Source organism: Mesorhizobium sp. YIM 152430, from assembly GCF_029210365.1.
Lineage (GTDB): Bacteria > Pseudomonadota > Alphaproteobacteria > Rhizobiales > Rhizobiaceae > Aliihoeflea.
This window is the reverse complement of the sequence record NZ_JARGES010000043.1, coordinates 442,917-457,952: the sequence shown is the minus strand read 5'-3', so window position 1 is coordinate 457,952 and position 15,036 is coordinate 442,917. Positions and strand designations below refer to the sequence as shown.

Below are 15,036 nucleotides of genomic sequence, written 5' to 3'. Positions count from 1 at the left end.
CTTGCCTTATTCGACGGCAGCGATCTGCTCGATATACGTCTCGTAGGACGGGAAATCGGCGCGGATCTGCTCCAGCACCTGTGCGCGGAAGGCGTCGAGATCGAGGCCTTCGGCCTCCGTCACGACAGTCATCCCGTGGCTCTTGACCTCTTCGATGAGCTCAACCTCGGATTCGGTCGCCATGACGAGCGATTCCTGCGCCTCGCGCTCGAGAACTTCGGTAATGGCCTGACGCTGCCCTTCTTCCAGCCCCTGCCAGACTTCCTCGTTCACGAACACGGCCAGAACGGCCTGCATGTGGCCGGTAAGGGCGATATGCGACTGCACTTCATAGAGCTTGTTCGCGGTGATCATGGTCAATGGGTTTTCCTGCCCCACGACCAGTCCCGTCATCAGCGCGGTCGGCAGCTCGGCCACCTCGACCGGCGTCGGTGTCGCGCCGAAGCCCTTGACCATCGATACCCACAGATCGAGCGGAACGGCGCGGAACGGCTTGCCTTCGAGGTCGGCGGGAGACTTCACCTCGAAGTTGGACGAGATGTGCCGGGCGCCGCGATAGATGCGGCCGATGATGCGCACGCCGCCTTCGGCCACGAGCTTCTCGTTGATCGCCTGAAGGGCAGGCGAATTTTGAGGGTCGGTCGCAGCGAGCGCATGAGCGCCGTCGCGATAGATGAAGGGCGCATTGAAGGCGGCCACTTCGGGCACGATGCGCGCGAGCGACGCGAAATCGTGGTGTCCCATCGAAATCGACCCCATGCGAACGCCGTCTACCATTTCGGCGACGCCGCCGAGCTGGCTGGCCGGATAGACCTGAACGGTCACGGCGTCGGCCGTCGCCTCGGCGATGCCGGCGGCCGCCTCTGTCGCGAAGATCGTCTGGATGTCACCGTCAGCGCCAACATGGGCATAACGCAACTCGGCCGCGTGGGCGGCAGCGGCAACACCGACCGCAATGGTGGTCGCAGCTAACAATTTCAGGATACGCGAATGAAACATTGGACTTCCTCCCTAGGTGATTTTGTCACGACTGATCGCCGCAGTCTGCGTGTACGCGGCGATGTAGCTCTTGCGGCGGAGCTCATCGCCGATGGCGAAGTGATCGCGAAGACGTCGGTCGGCAGCGTCGCCGTCGCGCTCGACGATCGAAAGAAACACCTCCCGATGCGCCTCGAACAGGGAATCACGGATGTCGGGCACGAACGCCGTCTGGCGCCGCCGCTGGACATGGCTTCGACGCAGAAGCTCCGAGATCGACTGGTAGAGCATGATCAGCGCCGGGCTGCGGCCGGCCTCGACCAACGCCATGTGGAACGCGAAATCCGCCTCGGCGCCGGCGACAGGATCGTGCAGCGTCTCGCCGAGAGTTCGAAGCAGGGCGCCGATCCGCTCGATGTCGCTGGCGCTGGCGCGCTGGCAGGCAAGCCGGATCGCCTGGCACTCGATAGCAACGCGCGCTTCCATCACGTCGTCGAGAATGTCGGGCTGCTGGGCAAGGCAGAAGGTGAAGAAATCCGTGAGTACGGAGACGTCGGCGTGACGCACATAGGCGCCCTTGCCGTGACGGATGTCGAGGAATCCGAGCATGGCGAGCGAGCGTAGCGTTTCGCGCAGAACCGGACGTGACACACCAAGGCGCAGCGCCAGTTCGCGCTCGCCAAGGAGGCGGTCGCCGGCATTGAGCGCGCCGGATAGAAGTTGTTCGCGAAAATAGGCGAACACCTTTTCCGTGCCGAGCAGTTCCTCAGCTCCCTCCGAAAGCACCTTGTTCCTCCCAGTGGCCTTACAGTGGTCATACCACTTGTGACGCGAACAAGACGCGGCGTCAAGCGGCACGGATGTTCGACATCGGATCAGCACGTATAGCGGCGCAGCCAGCTTCGGTCGATCCAGTCCTTCAGACGCCAGACCCAATGGCCGGCAACGAAGAATGCGCCGCGCGAGGCGACTGCATGTCGCCCGCCGGTCGCCATGAGCGTCAGATAGGTTTCCTGCGGCGACCAGGGCCGCAGCGGCCTGCCTTGCGCGTGGGCGCGCAGATTGGCGGCCAGCGGCGGCCCGGCGCGGACCGCGAAGACGCCCGCCTTCGGCCGCTCGGAACCGACGATCGTCGCGCAATCGCCGGCAGCGAAAATGTCCGGGTCGCTCATCGTTTGGAGGGTCGGCTGAACAGCAATGAAGCCATTCGCAAGCCGCAGACCGGTTTGCGCCAGCCAAGCGGGCGCTGCGGCTCCCGTCGCCAGAAGGGTCAGATCGGATTCGAGGCGGCGACCATCGGCAAGTTCGATTTCCGTCTGCCCGATCGCAGCGACGGCTTGGCTTTCCTCGACATCGACAGCGCGGCGCGCAAGGACATGCCGGATATGGCGGCGAACCCCCGGCGGATGCGCTTCGAGAAGAGGGCCGGCCGAGACCAGCGCAAGCGACGCGCTGGCGAGGCGCTGGCGCAGGGCGAGTACGATCTCGATGCCGGCCGGCCCACCGCCGACGACCGTGATCCGCTCCGGTCCATCCCGACCCTTGGATGATATGTGCGTCTCCAACCTGTCGAGGAGATCGCCGACCGGCTTGACCGGCAGGCCATGCTCGACGGCGCCGGCGATGCCATTCGTCGCCGATGCGCTGCCGACGTCGAGCGAGAGGAGATCATAGCAGATTTCGCCGCCGCCTTCGAGGTGCAGCCGCTTGCCGGTTCGATCGATCCCGACCGCCCGCGCCAGGCGAAAGTCGATTCCATACGCCGCGCACAATCGCTCCAGATCGATTTCAAGGGCCTCGCGCCGGTAATGACCTGCGATGACGCCGGGAACCATGCCCGAATAGGCCGTCTTCGGTTCCGGCGAGACCAGAAGAACGCGCCAGCCGACCAATGGCGCCTTGCCGAACGCTTCCACGAGATGGACATGGGTATGGCCGCCGCCGACCAGCACAATTCGTCCCGCCACGATGTCCGCCTCCGTCCTATGCGCCGACCGTGGCCGATGGCAGCGCGAAAGGCCAGTCATCTTCCCGTGTCAGGACCGCTACATAGATGCCGTGTAGTAGAAGATGTGGCTGCCGACCTTCCCGGTCTTCTGCAGTTTCTTCGACCAGAAGGGGGCGACATAGTCGGCATGGTAGTGGGTCGACTGGGCGATCTCGCCGCGCGATGCCTTGCAGTCCTCGTCGCAATTGAAGGCGAAGACGGCGATCTTGCGCGCCATGGCGTGTGCGGCAGGCTCGGAAAATTCATCCGGAAGATCGTCGCAGGCAAAGGAAAATTGGCAGGCATTCCTCCGATGCGCATTCTGGTAGACGACATCGCAGACGCTGTCGGGATAGAAACGGCTCTCGACGCGGTTCAGGACCACCTGGGCCACCATGTTCTGGCCCCGGACGGGTTCGCCGCGCGCTTCGAAGTAGATCGCTGCCGTCAGACATTCGATCTCCTTGTTGTAGCTGCGACTGGCAGGCGCATCCGCGGCTATCTCGGGTTTTTCGGGCAGCGGGGCTGCGTTGGCGCGCGCAGGGGCGCTGAAGGCGGCGATGGCGATGAGGATCGCCGCTGCAAACGGTCGGTTCATGGTCGCTCTGGCTTGTTGATGACGCCGCGCTTGTGTCAGTCCAATGCGTCTGCAATCCGAAGGCGCGGTGACGAAAACGTGACACAGAGCGAGCAACTCGCGGCGATTCGACGCGCCGACCGGATCGATCCCGTTCTCGCATCAGCCGCGAAGACCGGCCATTCACCTGTTGAAGCCCATCGCCGGTTCGGCTATGACCAACGCGGCTACCGGCGCGACGCGCGCGCTGGCAAGCACCCGTAGCTCAGCTGGATAGAGTGTCGCCCTCCGAAGGCGAAGGTCACAGGTTCGAATCCTGTCGGGTGCGCCATTTACGAACAAAACTGGGCACTGCGTCCGGAATTGCCCCGTTTCTCATAACAAGCTGTTCGAGCACGGTTTTGCGGCCGTGGATGCGGATTTCCGTGTCGTCCACTTCGACATTGTCGATCATGGCGCGCAGGTAGGCGCGGCGGAACGGGATCGGGCCGTTCGCGATGTTGTTGCGCATCGTGTCAGTGAAGGCCGCGATCCTGTCGGCAGTGATGCGGGCGTTTGGCTGTAGTTCCTTGAGCGCGCGGTCGAGGGATTCCTGCGCGATTTCCTTATCGGCTTTGAGCGTCTGGATACGCGTTTTCAGGGTCTCGTCGGTGGGGTCTGCTACTCCGTTCTCGATGGCTTCGTACAGGCGGTTGAGGCGCGTCTGCGCGTCGTCGCGCTTGGCGGTGAGCTTGCGCACGCGGTCGGCGTGGTCGGCCTTGCGGGCGGCCTGGCGTTCAAGAAGCTTACTGATGAGGTCGTGGATGCGGTCCGGCTGGAGCAGGTCCGCGTTGAGGCGGTCTGTCACCAGCGTGTCGAGCTTGTCCATCGGGATCGCGCGGCCTTTGCAGGCGGCCTTGCCTTTTTGCGCGCAGGCGGCGCAGGCGTAGTAGCGGTATCTGCCGGACTTGCCGGTTCTTAGCGTCATGCCGCCGTTGCAGGAGGCGCAGGTGGCAAGGCCTGTGAGCAGGATCGGGCCTGTCACAGTGCGCGGCGGGGTGCGTTTAGGGTTGCGGGCCTTCAGGTTGGCCTGCACACGGTCGTATGTAGGCTCGTCGATGATGGGATCGACCGGCACTGTGATGTGCTCGCTTTCGGGGCGCGGTTCTTTGGTTTTCCAGCTGGTCTGGTTGAAGCGGTACTCGCCCTTATAGACCGTGTTGGAGATCATCTTGTGCAGCGGGCCGATGCCCCAGCGCGCGCCGAGGCGCGTGCGGTAGCCGTTATCGTTCAGCCATGACGCGACGGCCTTCACGCCCATCGGGCCGCTGGTGCCGTCGCCGTGGGTGAAGAGCCTGAATATGAGCCTGACTGTCTCGGCTTCGACCGGGTCGATGGCGAGGCGCTTCTTGGTCTTCGCGCCGCGCTGCTCGGCGGCAACGGTCGTGTACCCGAAGGGCGGGCGCGCGCCGTTCCAGAAGCCCTGCCGGGCGTTCTCCTTCATCGCGCGGGCGGTATGCTTGCCGTTCTCCTTGGACTGGTATTCGTCGAAGAGTGCGAAGACCTGCCGGACCATCACGCTCATCGGGTCATCGCCGAGGTCCTGCGTGATGCTGACGAGGCGGATGCCGTGCTTGCGCAGGCGGCGCACATGATATTCCAGCGCGAAATGGTCGCGGGCGAAGCGGCTGAAGGAATGGACCAGCACCACATCGAACGGCGCGCCGCCGGCGGTCGCCATGTCGAGCAGACGCTGGAGTTCGGGGCGGCGGTCGTCGGTGCCGCTCGCGCCGGGTTCGACGAATTCTGCGGCGATCTCCCAGCCTTTGCCCTCGCAGTAGGACTGCGCCTGGCGGCGCTGGTCCGGGATCGATAGGTCGTGCTCGGCCTGCCTTGTCGTGGAGACGCGCAGGTAGAGCGCGACGCGCAGCTGCGGTTCTGTGGTGGGCAGGACATGCTGGTTCATCGGCGTGGTTCCGCGAGAGCTTCCTTGCGCTTCAGCTTTGCCGGTCTTTGCGGCTCTTTCGAGTCATCAAGAATGGCGAGCAGTTCAGGGAGCAGGAAGGCTTCAATGACGGCGAGTTCTTCCTCGGTGATCGGGTGGTTGCGCTGGAGGTCGCTTTTAACCTCCAGCGCAGGCTGCGGGGACCGGCCAGTCGTGCCGTTCTGATGCGGGTGGCGGCGCATCGGCGCGGTCCCGCTGCCTTAGGTGTTATCCGCGCCGTGGCGCGTGAGAGAGTTGGTAATCATGGGGCGCTCCTTTCGTGCCTTTGCGAGAAAGGTGCGCCTTCGCGGAGGCGGCGTGCCGCGTGGAAACCGCGTGGAATCTCGTGAGAAAACCGGCCCCGCTGGCGCGGGACCGGCGATGCGTCAGAAGCGCGGGCTGAGAGCCTGTTGCCGCAGCCGGATCATCCGGCGGATGGCTTCAAGGCTTGCCAGCGCCTGACGCTGCGCGTCGGTGCCGGGAGCCGTTCCGGCCAAGGCCTGTTGCAGCTCATGATGCAGGACGTGCAGTTCAGCCAGCGACCGGCCGTGCAGGTCGTTCATGGTGATGATGCGGGACATCGTCGTCTCCTTGTCTTCGGAGGCCCCGACCATCAGGGCCTTTCGGCCCCGCACACAGATCATCGCCCGGGAAGGCGCTGTGGTCGGACGAGAAGACAAGGAAAGGCAAAGAGGGATCGCAGAGGCGGCGTGGACGGACTGCCCGTCGGTGTTGGCGCGCAGGGTTTGCACAATGCAACCGGTCTGATCGCAAAACGGGTGTGAAGGCCGGTTTTCTGCGGGTTTGCTGGATTCGCAAATTTGAAAACGGCGCAGCCTCCGCGGTATAATTTAAGTATTGGAGAGACTATTCGCAGGTTGTTTGATGTTGATGAAATTTTATGACGGCATGACCTTTAAAGAGATGCGTCAGGCTTTGTGGGAAACGATTTCAGAATTCGAGGACGAGTACGCGATACATCATGCCCGTGGCGTGTCTTTGTATTTCACGCCGACAGATGAGTTCGGCGAGGTCGTTGTGCCGCGAACGCCCCTTGGCAAGGCCATCGACAAGATCACCAAGCGCGGGCCGTACAAGTCCGCCGCTGATGATTTCGTGCCGTAGCGGAGCAAAGGATGAAGCTGCCACCGCAATATATCGGGCTGGAGCAGGCTCGGCAGGTGCTGGCGGAGATGGGCGTTGAGCTATCGAGCCGGCAGATGAAACGCGCCGCCGACAAGGATGTTTTGGGGCGGCGCAAGCTGCCGTTTTTCGTCGATCCTATTGAAGGAACGTTGAAAATCGAGAAGGGCACGCTAGTGGATATCTATCGGCAGCTGCAAATAGAAGCTGAAAATAACTTCATTAATAAGGATTGACTTGATGAATCTACATCATGTTTACTGAAGCGTAGCATATAAAAGTAGAATAATCTTATGGCAGATATAAGAAAAAGAGAAGGTTCAAAAGGGGTTACATACCAAGTGCGCTATGCGCGTCCCGGTACTTCAAGCGGGTATTCCTACGCTACGTTTGATACTCTGAAGGAGGCGCGCGCTTTCGTGGAAAGCGGCGCGACGCGCTACTCCGACGGCGTTATCGATGGCTCCGTCAAGACCGTGCCTCAGGCGATCGACCGTTGGCTGGATATCTGTGAGAAAGAGGGGACGGACGGTAACGAGCCAGTGACTACTTTTACCCTTAAATCCTATCGCTATTTCGCCGACTACATGAAGGGATACGTCTGGGAAAAGCCGCTTCGCGAGCTTCAGGCTCCTGATATTGTAGAGTTCCGCTCGTGGCTGCTGGGGAATTGTCCATCCCGTTATCTGGCCCGCAAAACGCTTACCTACTTCCAGACCGTCATGAAAGAGATGGCCTTGCGTGGACATATCGGCAGCAATCCCGCGTCTGGAATTACGGTCAGTACCGCCTCCAGGTACGAGCAGCCGGTCTGTCCTCCTAGCTTCGAGGAGGTTCAGGCGTTGCTCGCTGCTGCCGACCGGCTTGCCAATCATCGAAATCGTCAAGTCGCCCGGGCGTGGCGTCGGAACCGCCCGATGATCTATCTGGCAGCTGATACCGGAATGAGACCGGGAGAGTACCTGGCTCTCCCACGTTTCAATGTCAGCCGCACCGAGGTGAAGGTTGATCGGGCGATCGAGCGCAACGGCGACAAAATATCCGTCACAAAGACCCCGGCCGGTTGGCGCTGGATCGATCTGAGTCCCGACACCGCGGACATGGTGCTCCACTACGCAGATAACCACGCTCCCACAAACAAATACGATCTTGTGTTCCCCACTTCGACCGGTCGCTGGCAAGCGGTGTCCAACTGGAGGGCGCAGGCCTTCGCGGCCGCTTGTTTCGAGGCAGGGTTGGTCGAAGAGGTGGAGGTTGACGGTCGCAAAATTGAGCGCCCGAAATACTCGCCTTACGACCTGCGCCACTTCTATGCGTCGATGCTGATAGAATCGCGATTAAACCTGAAACGGATTCAGCAGTTGATGGGGCATACCAACGTCACGACCACATTGAATATATACGGCCACCTGATCGAGCGTGCAGAAGTAAGAAGCCGCGACAAAATAGGTTTACTTGCTCGGTTGGATCAAAATAGCTGTGGCGAATCTGTGGCAGCAGAGTAGTAATTGACTGAAATATCATCTTTTTGATCGCCCTTCTAAGCAGACGGTTGCAGGTTCGAGTCCTGCCGGGCGCGCCATAATTAAATCAATGGCTTAGTGGGATTTTAAGGGCCGTGTTTCTGGTTTCTTGCCACAAATCGCGCCACAACAGCGATCCGCTGTAATCCGCAGAAATCCTCAATTGTCCGGCTCTGTCTTTTTCGGCTTGTGGCGAGTTTGTGGCAAGGCCATGAGGTTTTCGCGTGATCTGGAGTTGGCGCTGCCGCAGCCTCCGCCGTTGTGCGCCGCAGCGGACCCTGTGCGGCTTTTGATCCTGTGCATGCCGCGCGCAGCCGGGCTGGAATTACGTTTTCCGGGTGACGTGAGGCCCTGATCCGTGCCAGAATTAAAGAATACGGTGCGAATCTTCTGGTGCCGTTTTGAAGGGCACGGATTTAGATGGCGCGCAGTGACCTCATCATTAATCTCGTCAAGGCCAGCGTCCGCGGTGACGTTGCCGACGCGCGCGCTGTCGCCGAGGCTATCGCTGCGGACGAGCGGTCGAAGAAGCATTCCGGCGTCGCAGAGCGGATAACGCGCGTCCTTGATACGCAGCAGCCAAGTCAGCGGAACGGTCAGGCAAGTGCGCCGGGCATCCGAGTCCGCGACGGATCGGGCGGCATTCAGCGCACTGAGCCCCGGCGTCCCCTGTCGGCTCTGTATCTCGACGAAGGTATTCGCAAGGCTTGTGACGAGTTGATCGAAGAGCAGCGCCGGGCCGATGTCCTGCGGGTGCACGGCCTTGAGCCTCGCCATCGGTTGCTGCTGGCCGGCCCTCCCGGCAACGGGAAAACCTCGCTTGCCGAAGCGATAGCGTACGAGTTAGCGCTACCGCTCTTCACTGTGCGCTATGACGCGGTCGTCACAAGCTACCTTGGCGAGACGGCGCAGCGTCTGCGCCGGCTGTTCGATTTCGCCCGCACGGAGCCTTGCGTCCTGTTCTTTGATGAATTTGACGCCATCGGCAAGGAGCGGGGCGATATTCACGAGACCGGCGAAATCAAGCGGGTCATCACGACGCTCCTGCTTCAGATTGATGACCTGCCCCCTTATTGCGTGCTGATTGGCGCGACCAATCACCCGGAACTGCTGGACCGCGCCACCTGGCGTCGGTTTGAGCTGCGGCTGAACCTCGATGCTCCGTCGGCCAAGGAAATGATCAAATATTTTGATGACCAACTCGATACGCTGGGCGGTCAACCGGGTTATACCGCCAAACGCTTGTGCGAGTCGGTCAATCCTGTCAGTTTTTCAGAGGCTGAGGCATTTTTTCTTGATGTAAGGCGGAGAATAGCTTTAGCGCAGGGCGCCCGTGAGCTCCGATCTATATTGGATGATCGCGTTAAAGCCTTTCGTTCACGGTCCGGCATACGGGAGACAGGGGGCATAGATGGTGGAAAGACCGATCCTCCGGTTTCCTGATCCGGTCAATGCTATTCGTCCCACGGGGAGTTCCGGTGTCCCGCCGAGACCGTCGGGACCCGGGCGGGCACGGCAGGGCCAGCGTTTTCAGGCAACTTTCGACAGGTTGAGCGCGGCGTTTGCCAGCGACGATCCGCTGGTCGCGCTTCGCCAGGACCCCGCTGGCATAGCGCCTGAGCGTGCGCTCGTTTTTGTCACAGCCGGCAGTGTTGCCAATTTTGCCAAGGTAGCGCGTGAGGCCGGTCTTGAAGTCTTCTCCGAAGAGGAACTGGAAACCCTGGAGGACTATCCGGAGGGTTTCCAGCCGGCCGGAGACGCAGCGAGCTTGGCGCGCACGTTGTACGCGACCATTCCTACCATAGAGTCATTCCAGCAGATGCTTTCGCTGTGGAGAGCGCATCAGCGGGGAGAAAACGCGCCACACGGCGCCGCACCGTGGTGGGGGGTCTTCGACCTGCTCCTTGAATTGCGCCCGTGGGGGCCGCAGGACCGGCTTGGCGACACGGCGCGCGCAGTCATTGAAGATCGACTCGCTTTCCGGGCAGGCGAAGATCCGATCTCCATCGAGTTTGAAATCTGGCCGACGGCGAACGCCGAAAAACGTGCGAACTGGCGCGGCGAGCTGGAGCAACGTGTGGCCGCGCGGGACGGCTCGATCCTGGATCGCAGCTCCATTGCCGAAGACGGCTTTATCTATGAAGCGCTTCTCGTAGAGCTTCCTTGCCTTGCTGTGCGCGAGATGCTGGCTAATCCCGCCGATATTGACGGTCTTGCCACGCTTGAAGGTGTCCAGTTCATCCTGCCGCAGACGATCGGTCAGGCCATACCGGATGGTCCGGATGCCGCAGGCGAAGATCGTGCCGTTGACGGTGCGTTCGATCCCGACGCGCCAATCCGTGCGGCGCTTCTCGACGGGACACCCGTCGCGGCCCATCGGTCCCTCGATGGCGGTGTCGTCATCGAAGATATGCACGACCTGGTCAGGCTTTCGCCGGTAGCCCGGCGATACCACGCTACCGCGATGGCTTCGCTGATCCTGCGCGGCGATCTACAGGCCGACGGCACGCCCCTCACGGATACGCGGCTTATCAGCGTACCTGTCCTGATCGACCTGGAGAACGGCGCTGAAACCGCGGGAAACCGCCTCTTTGTCGATGTGGTGCACACCACTCTGATGCGGCTGATTGGCACCGACGAGCCCGTGGCACCGGAGGTGTTTGTCGTCAATTTCTCCATCGGCGTCCGCGACAGTCACTTCTCCGGGCGCATCAGCGCGCTTGCGCGGCTGATGGACTGGTGGGCGGCGAAGGAAGGGCTGCTCTTTGTGATTTCGGCTGGCAATGTCGGCCATCTCGCCCTTCCCGGAACGACCACGATGGACTTTGAGAACGCCGCGATCATCGACCGCCGCGCTACGGTTCGCGGGGCAATGCGCGATGGCATTTTCAACCGTACGCTTCTCGCGCCGGCGGAATCGTTGAACGGCCTGACCGTGGGCGCATTGTCACTTGATTACGCCAACCACACGCCGCCGCAGCAGGCCGGCATCCTCAAACTGGAGGAGGACGGCGAATTTGTGCCGCAGATGACCAGCGCCCTTGGATTGGGCTCCCGCCGGTCTATCAAACCCGATCTCGTCGAGGCAGGCGGCTGCCTGGAAGTGCGCGCCATGCCCCAAGGGACAGATGTCAGCTTGCGAGCCATGCAGTCCAGTCGCACTGGTCTTGTCGCAGCGTCGCCGCCAGGGCAGGACGCCACCCAAAAATCTCGCGGTACGAGCCCTGCGGCTGCGCTCGTCACCCGTTCCTTATTGCGCGCCGCCGCGGCGCTCACGGGAGAAGACGGTCCCTATGAGGGACTGGAACTGTCCCGTCGCCAGAATGCACTTCTGACCCGAGCGCTCGCGGTCAATGCCGCGAGATGGCCGCAGGACGCACTCGATCTCTACGACGAAGAGAAAGGCCGGCTTGGCAGCAAACAGCATCTGCGCGCGAAGGAGGAAGTCTGCCGTCATTTCGGGCATGGCTATCTGGATGGCGGGTTGATGCGGGAATCGCCTGAGTCCGGCGTGACGATGGTCGGCCTGGGAACAATCCGCAAGGACGGCGCGCAGGTTTTCAGGATGCCCGTGCCGCCATCCCTGTCGGGAGAGAAGCTGCCGCGCTCCATGCGCGTGACCCTGGCGTGGTTTTCGCCGGTCAATCCTTCGCGCGCTCAATACCGGCTTGCTGCGTTGGAAGCCGTCGCGGTCAACGAAGCCGATGATGAAGATGACGGCAGATGGGGTTTCGACATGACCCCCGACGGGCTGGATGCGAACATCATCAAGCGCGGGTCCGTCTGGTCAAAGCGCCTGAAGAACAGAATCCAGACCATACCCGAATTCGGCGAGGACGCCGATATCCCGATCCGGGTGCAGTGTCGTGACGCCTCCGGCGGCGGGCTGAATCAGGATGAGGATATCCTGTACGCCATTGCCGTGACGCTTCAGGTCGAAGCTGAGGTTCAGTTCGATATTCATCAGGAAATCGAGCAGACTTTGCGCGTTCGGGCGCAGGCGTAATCCAGGCATGGTTTTATCGGTCAGGCGCGTCCGGCAGGCCGGACCGGGCTATAGGCGCTGCGCGCCCGGAATCGGTGGGGCCGTTTCCGCCATCCGGTGACTATCCCTCGCGCGGCATTTAGGTATATACATCTTTGAATTTCGCTTAGTATAATAATTACATGAACGAAGGGTATATTTACATATTTTCCTTGCCGGACGATGGAGAAAACGGACTCGTCAAGATTGGTAGCAGCTACGATGACGTGCGCTGTCGATACCAATCTATAAGTAACGACTGCAACGGCGTCGAAGTAGAAAGTTCATTCATTTTCCAGGTCGGGATGAAATATCTAGAAGTTGAAAAGCAAATACACCGCTTTTGTGAACCATTCAGAGCCGTCGAGATTCTTAATGGAAGAATGTACGGAAGCACTGAAATTTATGAGGCTGATCCTACGCGGGATATTGTTTATAAATATTTAGGAAGTCAGGGTTATAGGCCGACCGCGCTTAACGCATATTTGGGAAGTAGTAGAAAAATTCAGGCCAGTCGTGAGGGCAAGAAGGTGGTTTCAGCCTATGTGGACGAATTCTATTCGCACACGCTGAAGCAGCTTGCAGCACGCGAGCGCACGACAGTTCAAGACCTCGTGGCCGAGGCGCTGGGCGATCTCTTTCGCAAATACAACATATCTACTGATCGGAGATGATCAGTCACTTTTGCGACCGACGACAGACAAAATCAGGGCACGGTGACTATCCCTCGCGCTGATAATTGAGCGCTGTTGGCGCGCTCTGTCTCTCATTGAAGAAGGGGCCTGCGGCCCCCGCGCGCGTTGCGCGCAGCGTCTAAGAAAGAGGGGCGTGCCGCCCGCCGCGCGCCTTGCGCGCAGCCATTAAAAAAGAAAGGGGCGTGCCGCCCCCGGGCCGTCAAGACGAACTCCTTCGCTTTGCTCCGGACGCCGCCGGGGCGTTCCCCGGCCTTCCGCGCCCCGAAGGCGGGGCTTGTGCAGGCCGGGTGATCCCCCTTTCCCCGGCGGCGGTCCTGACGGCCGCACCCCCGCTCATTGCCGCGTGGCTAGTTGGTTGCATGCGCAACCCGCTAACCAAGGAGAAAGGCAATGAAACCCGATATTTATCAACGTGTAACCGACTGCATCGTAGCCGAACTGGAGAAAGGCGTCAGGCCGTGGCTTAAACCCTGGAATGCAGAGCACGCCGCCGGACGGATCACAAGGCCGCTACGGGCCAACGGCATCGCCTATCGCGGCATCAATGTCATCATGCTGTGGTCGTCCGCCATGGCGCAGGGCTTTGCCGCGCCGTTGTGGCTGACCTACAAGCAGGCGCAGGAGCTGGGCGGGCAGGTGCGCAAGGGCGAGAAGGGCAGCCTTGTCGTCTATGCCAACACCATCACCCGCACCGAAGCCGATGCCGAGACCGGCGAAGAGTCCGCGCGCGAAATCCCCTTCATGAAAGGCTATACCGTCTTCAATGCCGAACAGGTCGAAGGACTGCCCGCGCATTTCTACGCCATGCAGGAGGCAATGCTTGATCCGGTGGCGCGGATCGAGAAGGCCGAAACGTTCTTTGCCGCGAGCGGCGCGGATGTCCGGCACGGTGGCAATCAGGCCTTCTATAGCGTGACCGAGGACCGCGTGCAGATGCCGCCGTTCGAGACGTTCCGCGACGCGGAATGCTATTACGCCACGCTGGCGCATGAGCTGACCCACTGGACGAAGCACAAATCCCGGCTTGATCGTGACTTTGGCCGCAAGCGCTGGGGTGATGAAGGCTATGCCATGGAGGAGCTGGTCGCCGAGCTGGGCGCGGCGTTCCTGTCCGCCGATCTGGAGCTTACCCCGGAAACCCGGCCCGACCATGCCAGCTATATCGCGTCTTGGCTGAAGGTCCTGAAGGATGACCGCAAGGCGATTTTTGCAGCCGCCGCCCATGCGCAGCGCGCCGCTGATTATCTTGCGGGATTGCAGCCCCAAGAAGAAGTGGAGGCGGAAGCGCAGGCGGCTTGAGCTTCCAAAAATTCCGCGCCCGGCGATGCCGGGCGCGGAGCCTTTTTCGTTTATTCCGCTGGCAGGTCGCCGGGCTGCGGCGCCCAGTCGGCGGCGGGGTCGAGCACGGCCTTGTTGCCGGCGCGGGCGTAGCTGTCCATGATCTCATCACAGGCCTGGAGGCGGGTGAGGATTTGCATCGCATCCGGATGCCGGAACACGCACATCAGGTCGTTGCGCTGGCCGTAATGATCGAGGCTCACGAAATAAGAATCGCTGAAGAAATAGCGCGGCTTGTAAGCCTTGCGCTTCAGCGCCGCCTCCGCCCGCTTGTGCTCCTCCTTGAGCTTTTCCCAATCGGCCCGGTCATGGCGGAACAGCGAGAAGCGGTGCTGCTGGCGGCGGTCGTAATACACCCACTTCCCGCTCCGGCAGACTTCAATCCGGTCGACCGTGAAGCGGATCAGCGTTTCCCGGTGCAGGAGATAATTCAGCATCCCGATGTAAAACAGGCTGATCAGCGACGCGATCGTGCCCCACAGCACCACATTGTCCATTTTGGGGCTGTAGACGAAGAATATCTGGTGGCAGGCGAAGACCAGCCCGAGGAAGGCGATCACGCCCGTGCCGACTTCTTCCAGCTGCTTCGCGACCGGGCCGATGGTCGAGGTCCTGACCTCGATCACCGGGCCGCGTTCCTCGTCATCATACTGGATCGTCTCCGGCAGGCCTGCAAAGGGTGACCTGGTCTCTGTCATGATCGTCCTCAATTGCGCGGCCCTTGATCTTGCGGGGCCTCGCAAAGAAGATGGCGGCGTTTAGAGCCACCAAACCGCGCGCATTCCGCGTACCCCTGCGGTGTAGGGGG

General features: G+C 61.2%; 16 protein-coding genes and 1 tRNA gene. 9 read left to right on the top strand and 8 right to left on the bottom strand.

Annotation, left to right across the window (positions count from 1 at the left end; translation table 11 throughout):
- Positions 1-6: 6 nt before the first annotated feature.
- From PZ895_RS14485 to PZ895_RS14470, 4 genes are all read right to left on the bottom strand, one after another.
- Positions 7-999 carry a TRAP transporter substrate-binding protein gene (locus PZ895_RS14485; RefSeq protein WP_275839679.1) on the bottom strand — a complete coding sequence of 331 codons (993 nt, stop codon included), beginning with the start codon at positions 997-999 and terminating at the stop codon, positions 7-9.
- A 12-nt stretch (positions 1,000-1,011) separates the two neighbouring features.
- Positions 1,012-1,764 (bottom strand): FadR/GntR family transcriptional regulator, encoded by a 753-nt coding sequence (locus PZ895_RS14480; RefSeq protein ID WP_275839678.1) that lies wholly within the window; start codon positions 1,762-1,764, stop codon positions 1,012-1,014.
- An 89-nt stretch (positions 1,765-1,853) separates the two neighbouring features.
- The gene (locus PZ895_RS14475; RefSeq protein WP_275839677.1) at positions 1,854-2,945 is read right to left on the bottom strand and encodes an FAD-dependent oxidoreductase; all 1,092 of its coding nucleotides are present in this window, start codon (positions 2,943-2,945) and stop codon (positions 1,854-1,856) included.
- Positions 2,946-3,023: 78 nt separating this feature from the next.
- A complete protein-coding gene (locus PZ895_RS14470) occupies positions 3,024-3,563 on the bottom strand; it encodes a cell wall hydrolase (RefSeq protein WP_275839676.1) in 540 nt (179 codons plus the stop codon).
- Positions 3,564-3,641: 78 nt separating this feature from the next.
- On the opposite strand from PZ895_RS14470, the gene PZ895_RS14465 reads away from it, so the two are divergent.
- On the top strand, positions 3,642-3,806 hold the full coding sequence (locus tag PZ895_RS14465) for a hypothetical protein (protein ID WP_275839675.1): 165 nt from the start codon (positions 3,642-3,644) through the stop codon (positions 3,804-3,806).
- A tRNA-Arg gene (locus tag PZ895_RS14460) sits at positions 3,797-3,873 on the top strand. The genes PZ895_RS14465 and PZ895_RS14460 overlap by 10 nt, the downstream gene beginning before the upstream one ends.
- On the opposite strand, the gene PZ895_RS14455 is transcribed toward PZ895_RS14460, so the two are convergent.
- The 3 genes from PZ895_RS14455 to PZ895_RS14445 form a co-directional block, all read right to left on the bottom strand.
- On the bottom strand, positions 3,844-5,487 hold the full coding sequence (locus PZ895_RS14455) for a recombinase family protein (RefSeq protein WP_275839674.1): 1,644 nt from the start codon (positions 5,485-5,487) through the stop codon (positions 3,844-3,846). The genes PZ895_RS14460 and PZ895_RS14455 overlap by 30 nt on opposite strands.
- Positions 5,484-5,708, bottom strand: coding sequence for a hypothetical protein (locus PZ895_RS14450; RefSeq protein WP_275839673.1), 225 nt, complete (start codon positions 5,706-5,708; stop codon positions 5,484-5,486). The genes PZ895_RS14455 and PZ895_RS14450 overlap by 4 nt, the downstream gene beginning before the upstream one ends.
- A gap of 183 nt (positions 5,709-5,891) precedes the next feature.
- Entirely contained in the window at positions 5,892-6,086 is a 195-nt protein-coding gene (locus tag PZ895_RS14445) for a hypothetical protein (protein WP_275839672.1), read from the bottom strand.
- Positions 6,087-6,396: 310 nt separating this feature from the next.
- On the opposite strand from PZ895_RS14445, the gene PZ895_RS14440 reads away from it, so the two are divergent.
- From PZ895_RS14440 to PZ895_RS14410, 7 genes are all read left to right on the top strand, one after another.
- Positions 6,397-6,630: a hypothetical protein gene (locus PZ895_RS14440; RefSeq protein ID WP_275839671.1), complete on the top strand. Its 234-nt coding sequence runs from the start codon at positions 6,397-6,399 to the stop codon at positions 6,628-6,630.
- Positions 6,631-6,641: 11 nt separating this feature from the next.
- On the top strand, positions 6,642-6,884 hold the full coding sequence (locus PZ895_RS14435; RefSeq protein WP_275839670.1) for a hypothetical protein: 243 nt from the start codon (positions 6,642-6,644) through the stop codon (positions 6,882-6,884).
- A gap of 57 nt (positions 6,885-6,941) precedes the next feature.
- Positions 6,942-8,153 carry a site-specific integrase gene (locus PZ895_RS14430; RefSeq protein ID WP_275839669.1) on the top strand — a complete coding sequence of 404 codons (1,212 nt, stop codon included), beginning with the start codon at positions 6,942-6,944 and terminating at the stop codon, positions 8,151-8,153.
- A gap of 438 nt (positions 8,154-8,591) precedes the next feature.
- Entirely contained in the window at positions 8,592-9,614 is a 1,023-nt protein-coding gene (locus PZ895_RS14425; RefSeq protein WP_275839668.1) for an ATP-binding protein, read from the top strand.
- Between the two features lie 106 nt (positions 9,615-9,720).
- Positions 9,721-12,177, top strand: coding sequence for a S8 family serine peptidase (locus PZ895_RS14420; protein WP_275839667.1), 2,457 nt, complete (start codon positions 9,721-9,723; stop codon positions 12,175-12,177).
- A gap of 161 nt (positions 12,178-12,338) precedes the next feature.
- Entirely contained in the window at positions 12,339-12,869 is a 531-nt protein-coding gene (locus PZ895_RS14415; RefSeq protein WP_275839666.1) for a GIY-YIG nuclease family protein, read from the top strand.
- A gap of 411 nt (positions 12,870-13,280) precedes the next feature.
- On the top strand, positions 13,281-14,189 hold the full coding sequence (locus tag PZ895_RS14410; protein WP_275839665.1) for a zincin-like metallopeptidase domain-containing protein: 909 nt from the start codon (positions 13,281-13,283) through the stop codon (positions 14,187-14,189).
- A gap of 50 nt (positions 14,190-14,239) precedes the next feature.
- Here PZ895_RS14410 and PZ895_RS14405 read toward each other — a convergent pair whose 3' ends face one another.
- Positions 14,240-14,938: a hypothetical protein gene (locus tag PZ895_RS14405; protein ID WP_275839664.1), complete on the bottom strand. Its 699-nt coding sequence runs from the start codon at positions 14,936-14,938 to the stop codon at positions 14,240-14,242.
- Positions 14,939-15,036 lie beyond the last annotated feature (98 nt).

Bases quoted from the DNA above. Each gene is read 5' to 3' on its own strand.
- PZ895_RS14485 (WP_275839679.1), bottom strand. From the start codon at position 999: ATGTTTCATTCGCGTATCCTGAAATTGTTAGCTGCGACCACCATTGCG.
- PZ895_RS14470 (WP_275839676.1), bottom strand. From the start codon at position 3,563: ATGAACCGACCGTTTGCAGCGGCGATCCTCATCGCCATCGCCGCCTTC.
- PZ895_RS14455 (WP_275839674.1), bottom strand. From the start codon at position 5,487: ATGAACCAGCATGTCCTGCCCACCACAGAACCGCAGCTGCGCGTCGCG.
- PZ895_RS14450 (WP_275839673.1), bottom strand. From the start codon at position 5,708: ATGCGCCGCCACCCGCATCAGAACGGCACGACTGGCCGGTCCCCGCAG.
- PZ895_RS14445 (WP_275839672.1), bottom strand. From the start codon at position 6,086: ATGTCCCGCATCATCACCATGAACGACCTGCACGGCCGGTCGCTGGCT.
- PZ895_RS14440 (WP_275839671.1), top strand. From the start codon at position 6,397: ATGAAATTTTATGACGGCATGACCTTTAAAGAGATGCGTCAGGCTTTG.
- PZ895_RS14435 (WP_275839670.1), top strand. From the start codon at position 6,642: ATGAAGCTGCCACCGCAATATATCGGGCTGGAGCAGGCTCGGCAGGTG.
- PZ895_RS14430 (WP_275839669.1), top strand. From the start codon at position 6,942: ATGGCAGATATAAGAAAAAGAGAAGGTTCAAAAGGGGTTACATACCAA.
- PZ895_RS14425 (WP_275839668.1), top strand. From the start codon at position 8,592: ATGGCGCGCAGTGACCTCATCATTAATCTCGTCAAGGCCAGCGTCCGC.
- PZ895_RS14415 (WP_275839666.1), top strand. From the start codon at position 12,339: ATGAACGAAGGGTATATTTACATATTTTCCTTGCCGGACGATGGAGAA.
- PZ895_RS14410 (WP_275839665.1), top strand. From the start codon at position 13,281: ATGAAACCCGATATTTATCAACGTGTAACCGACTGCATCGTAGCCGAA.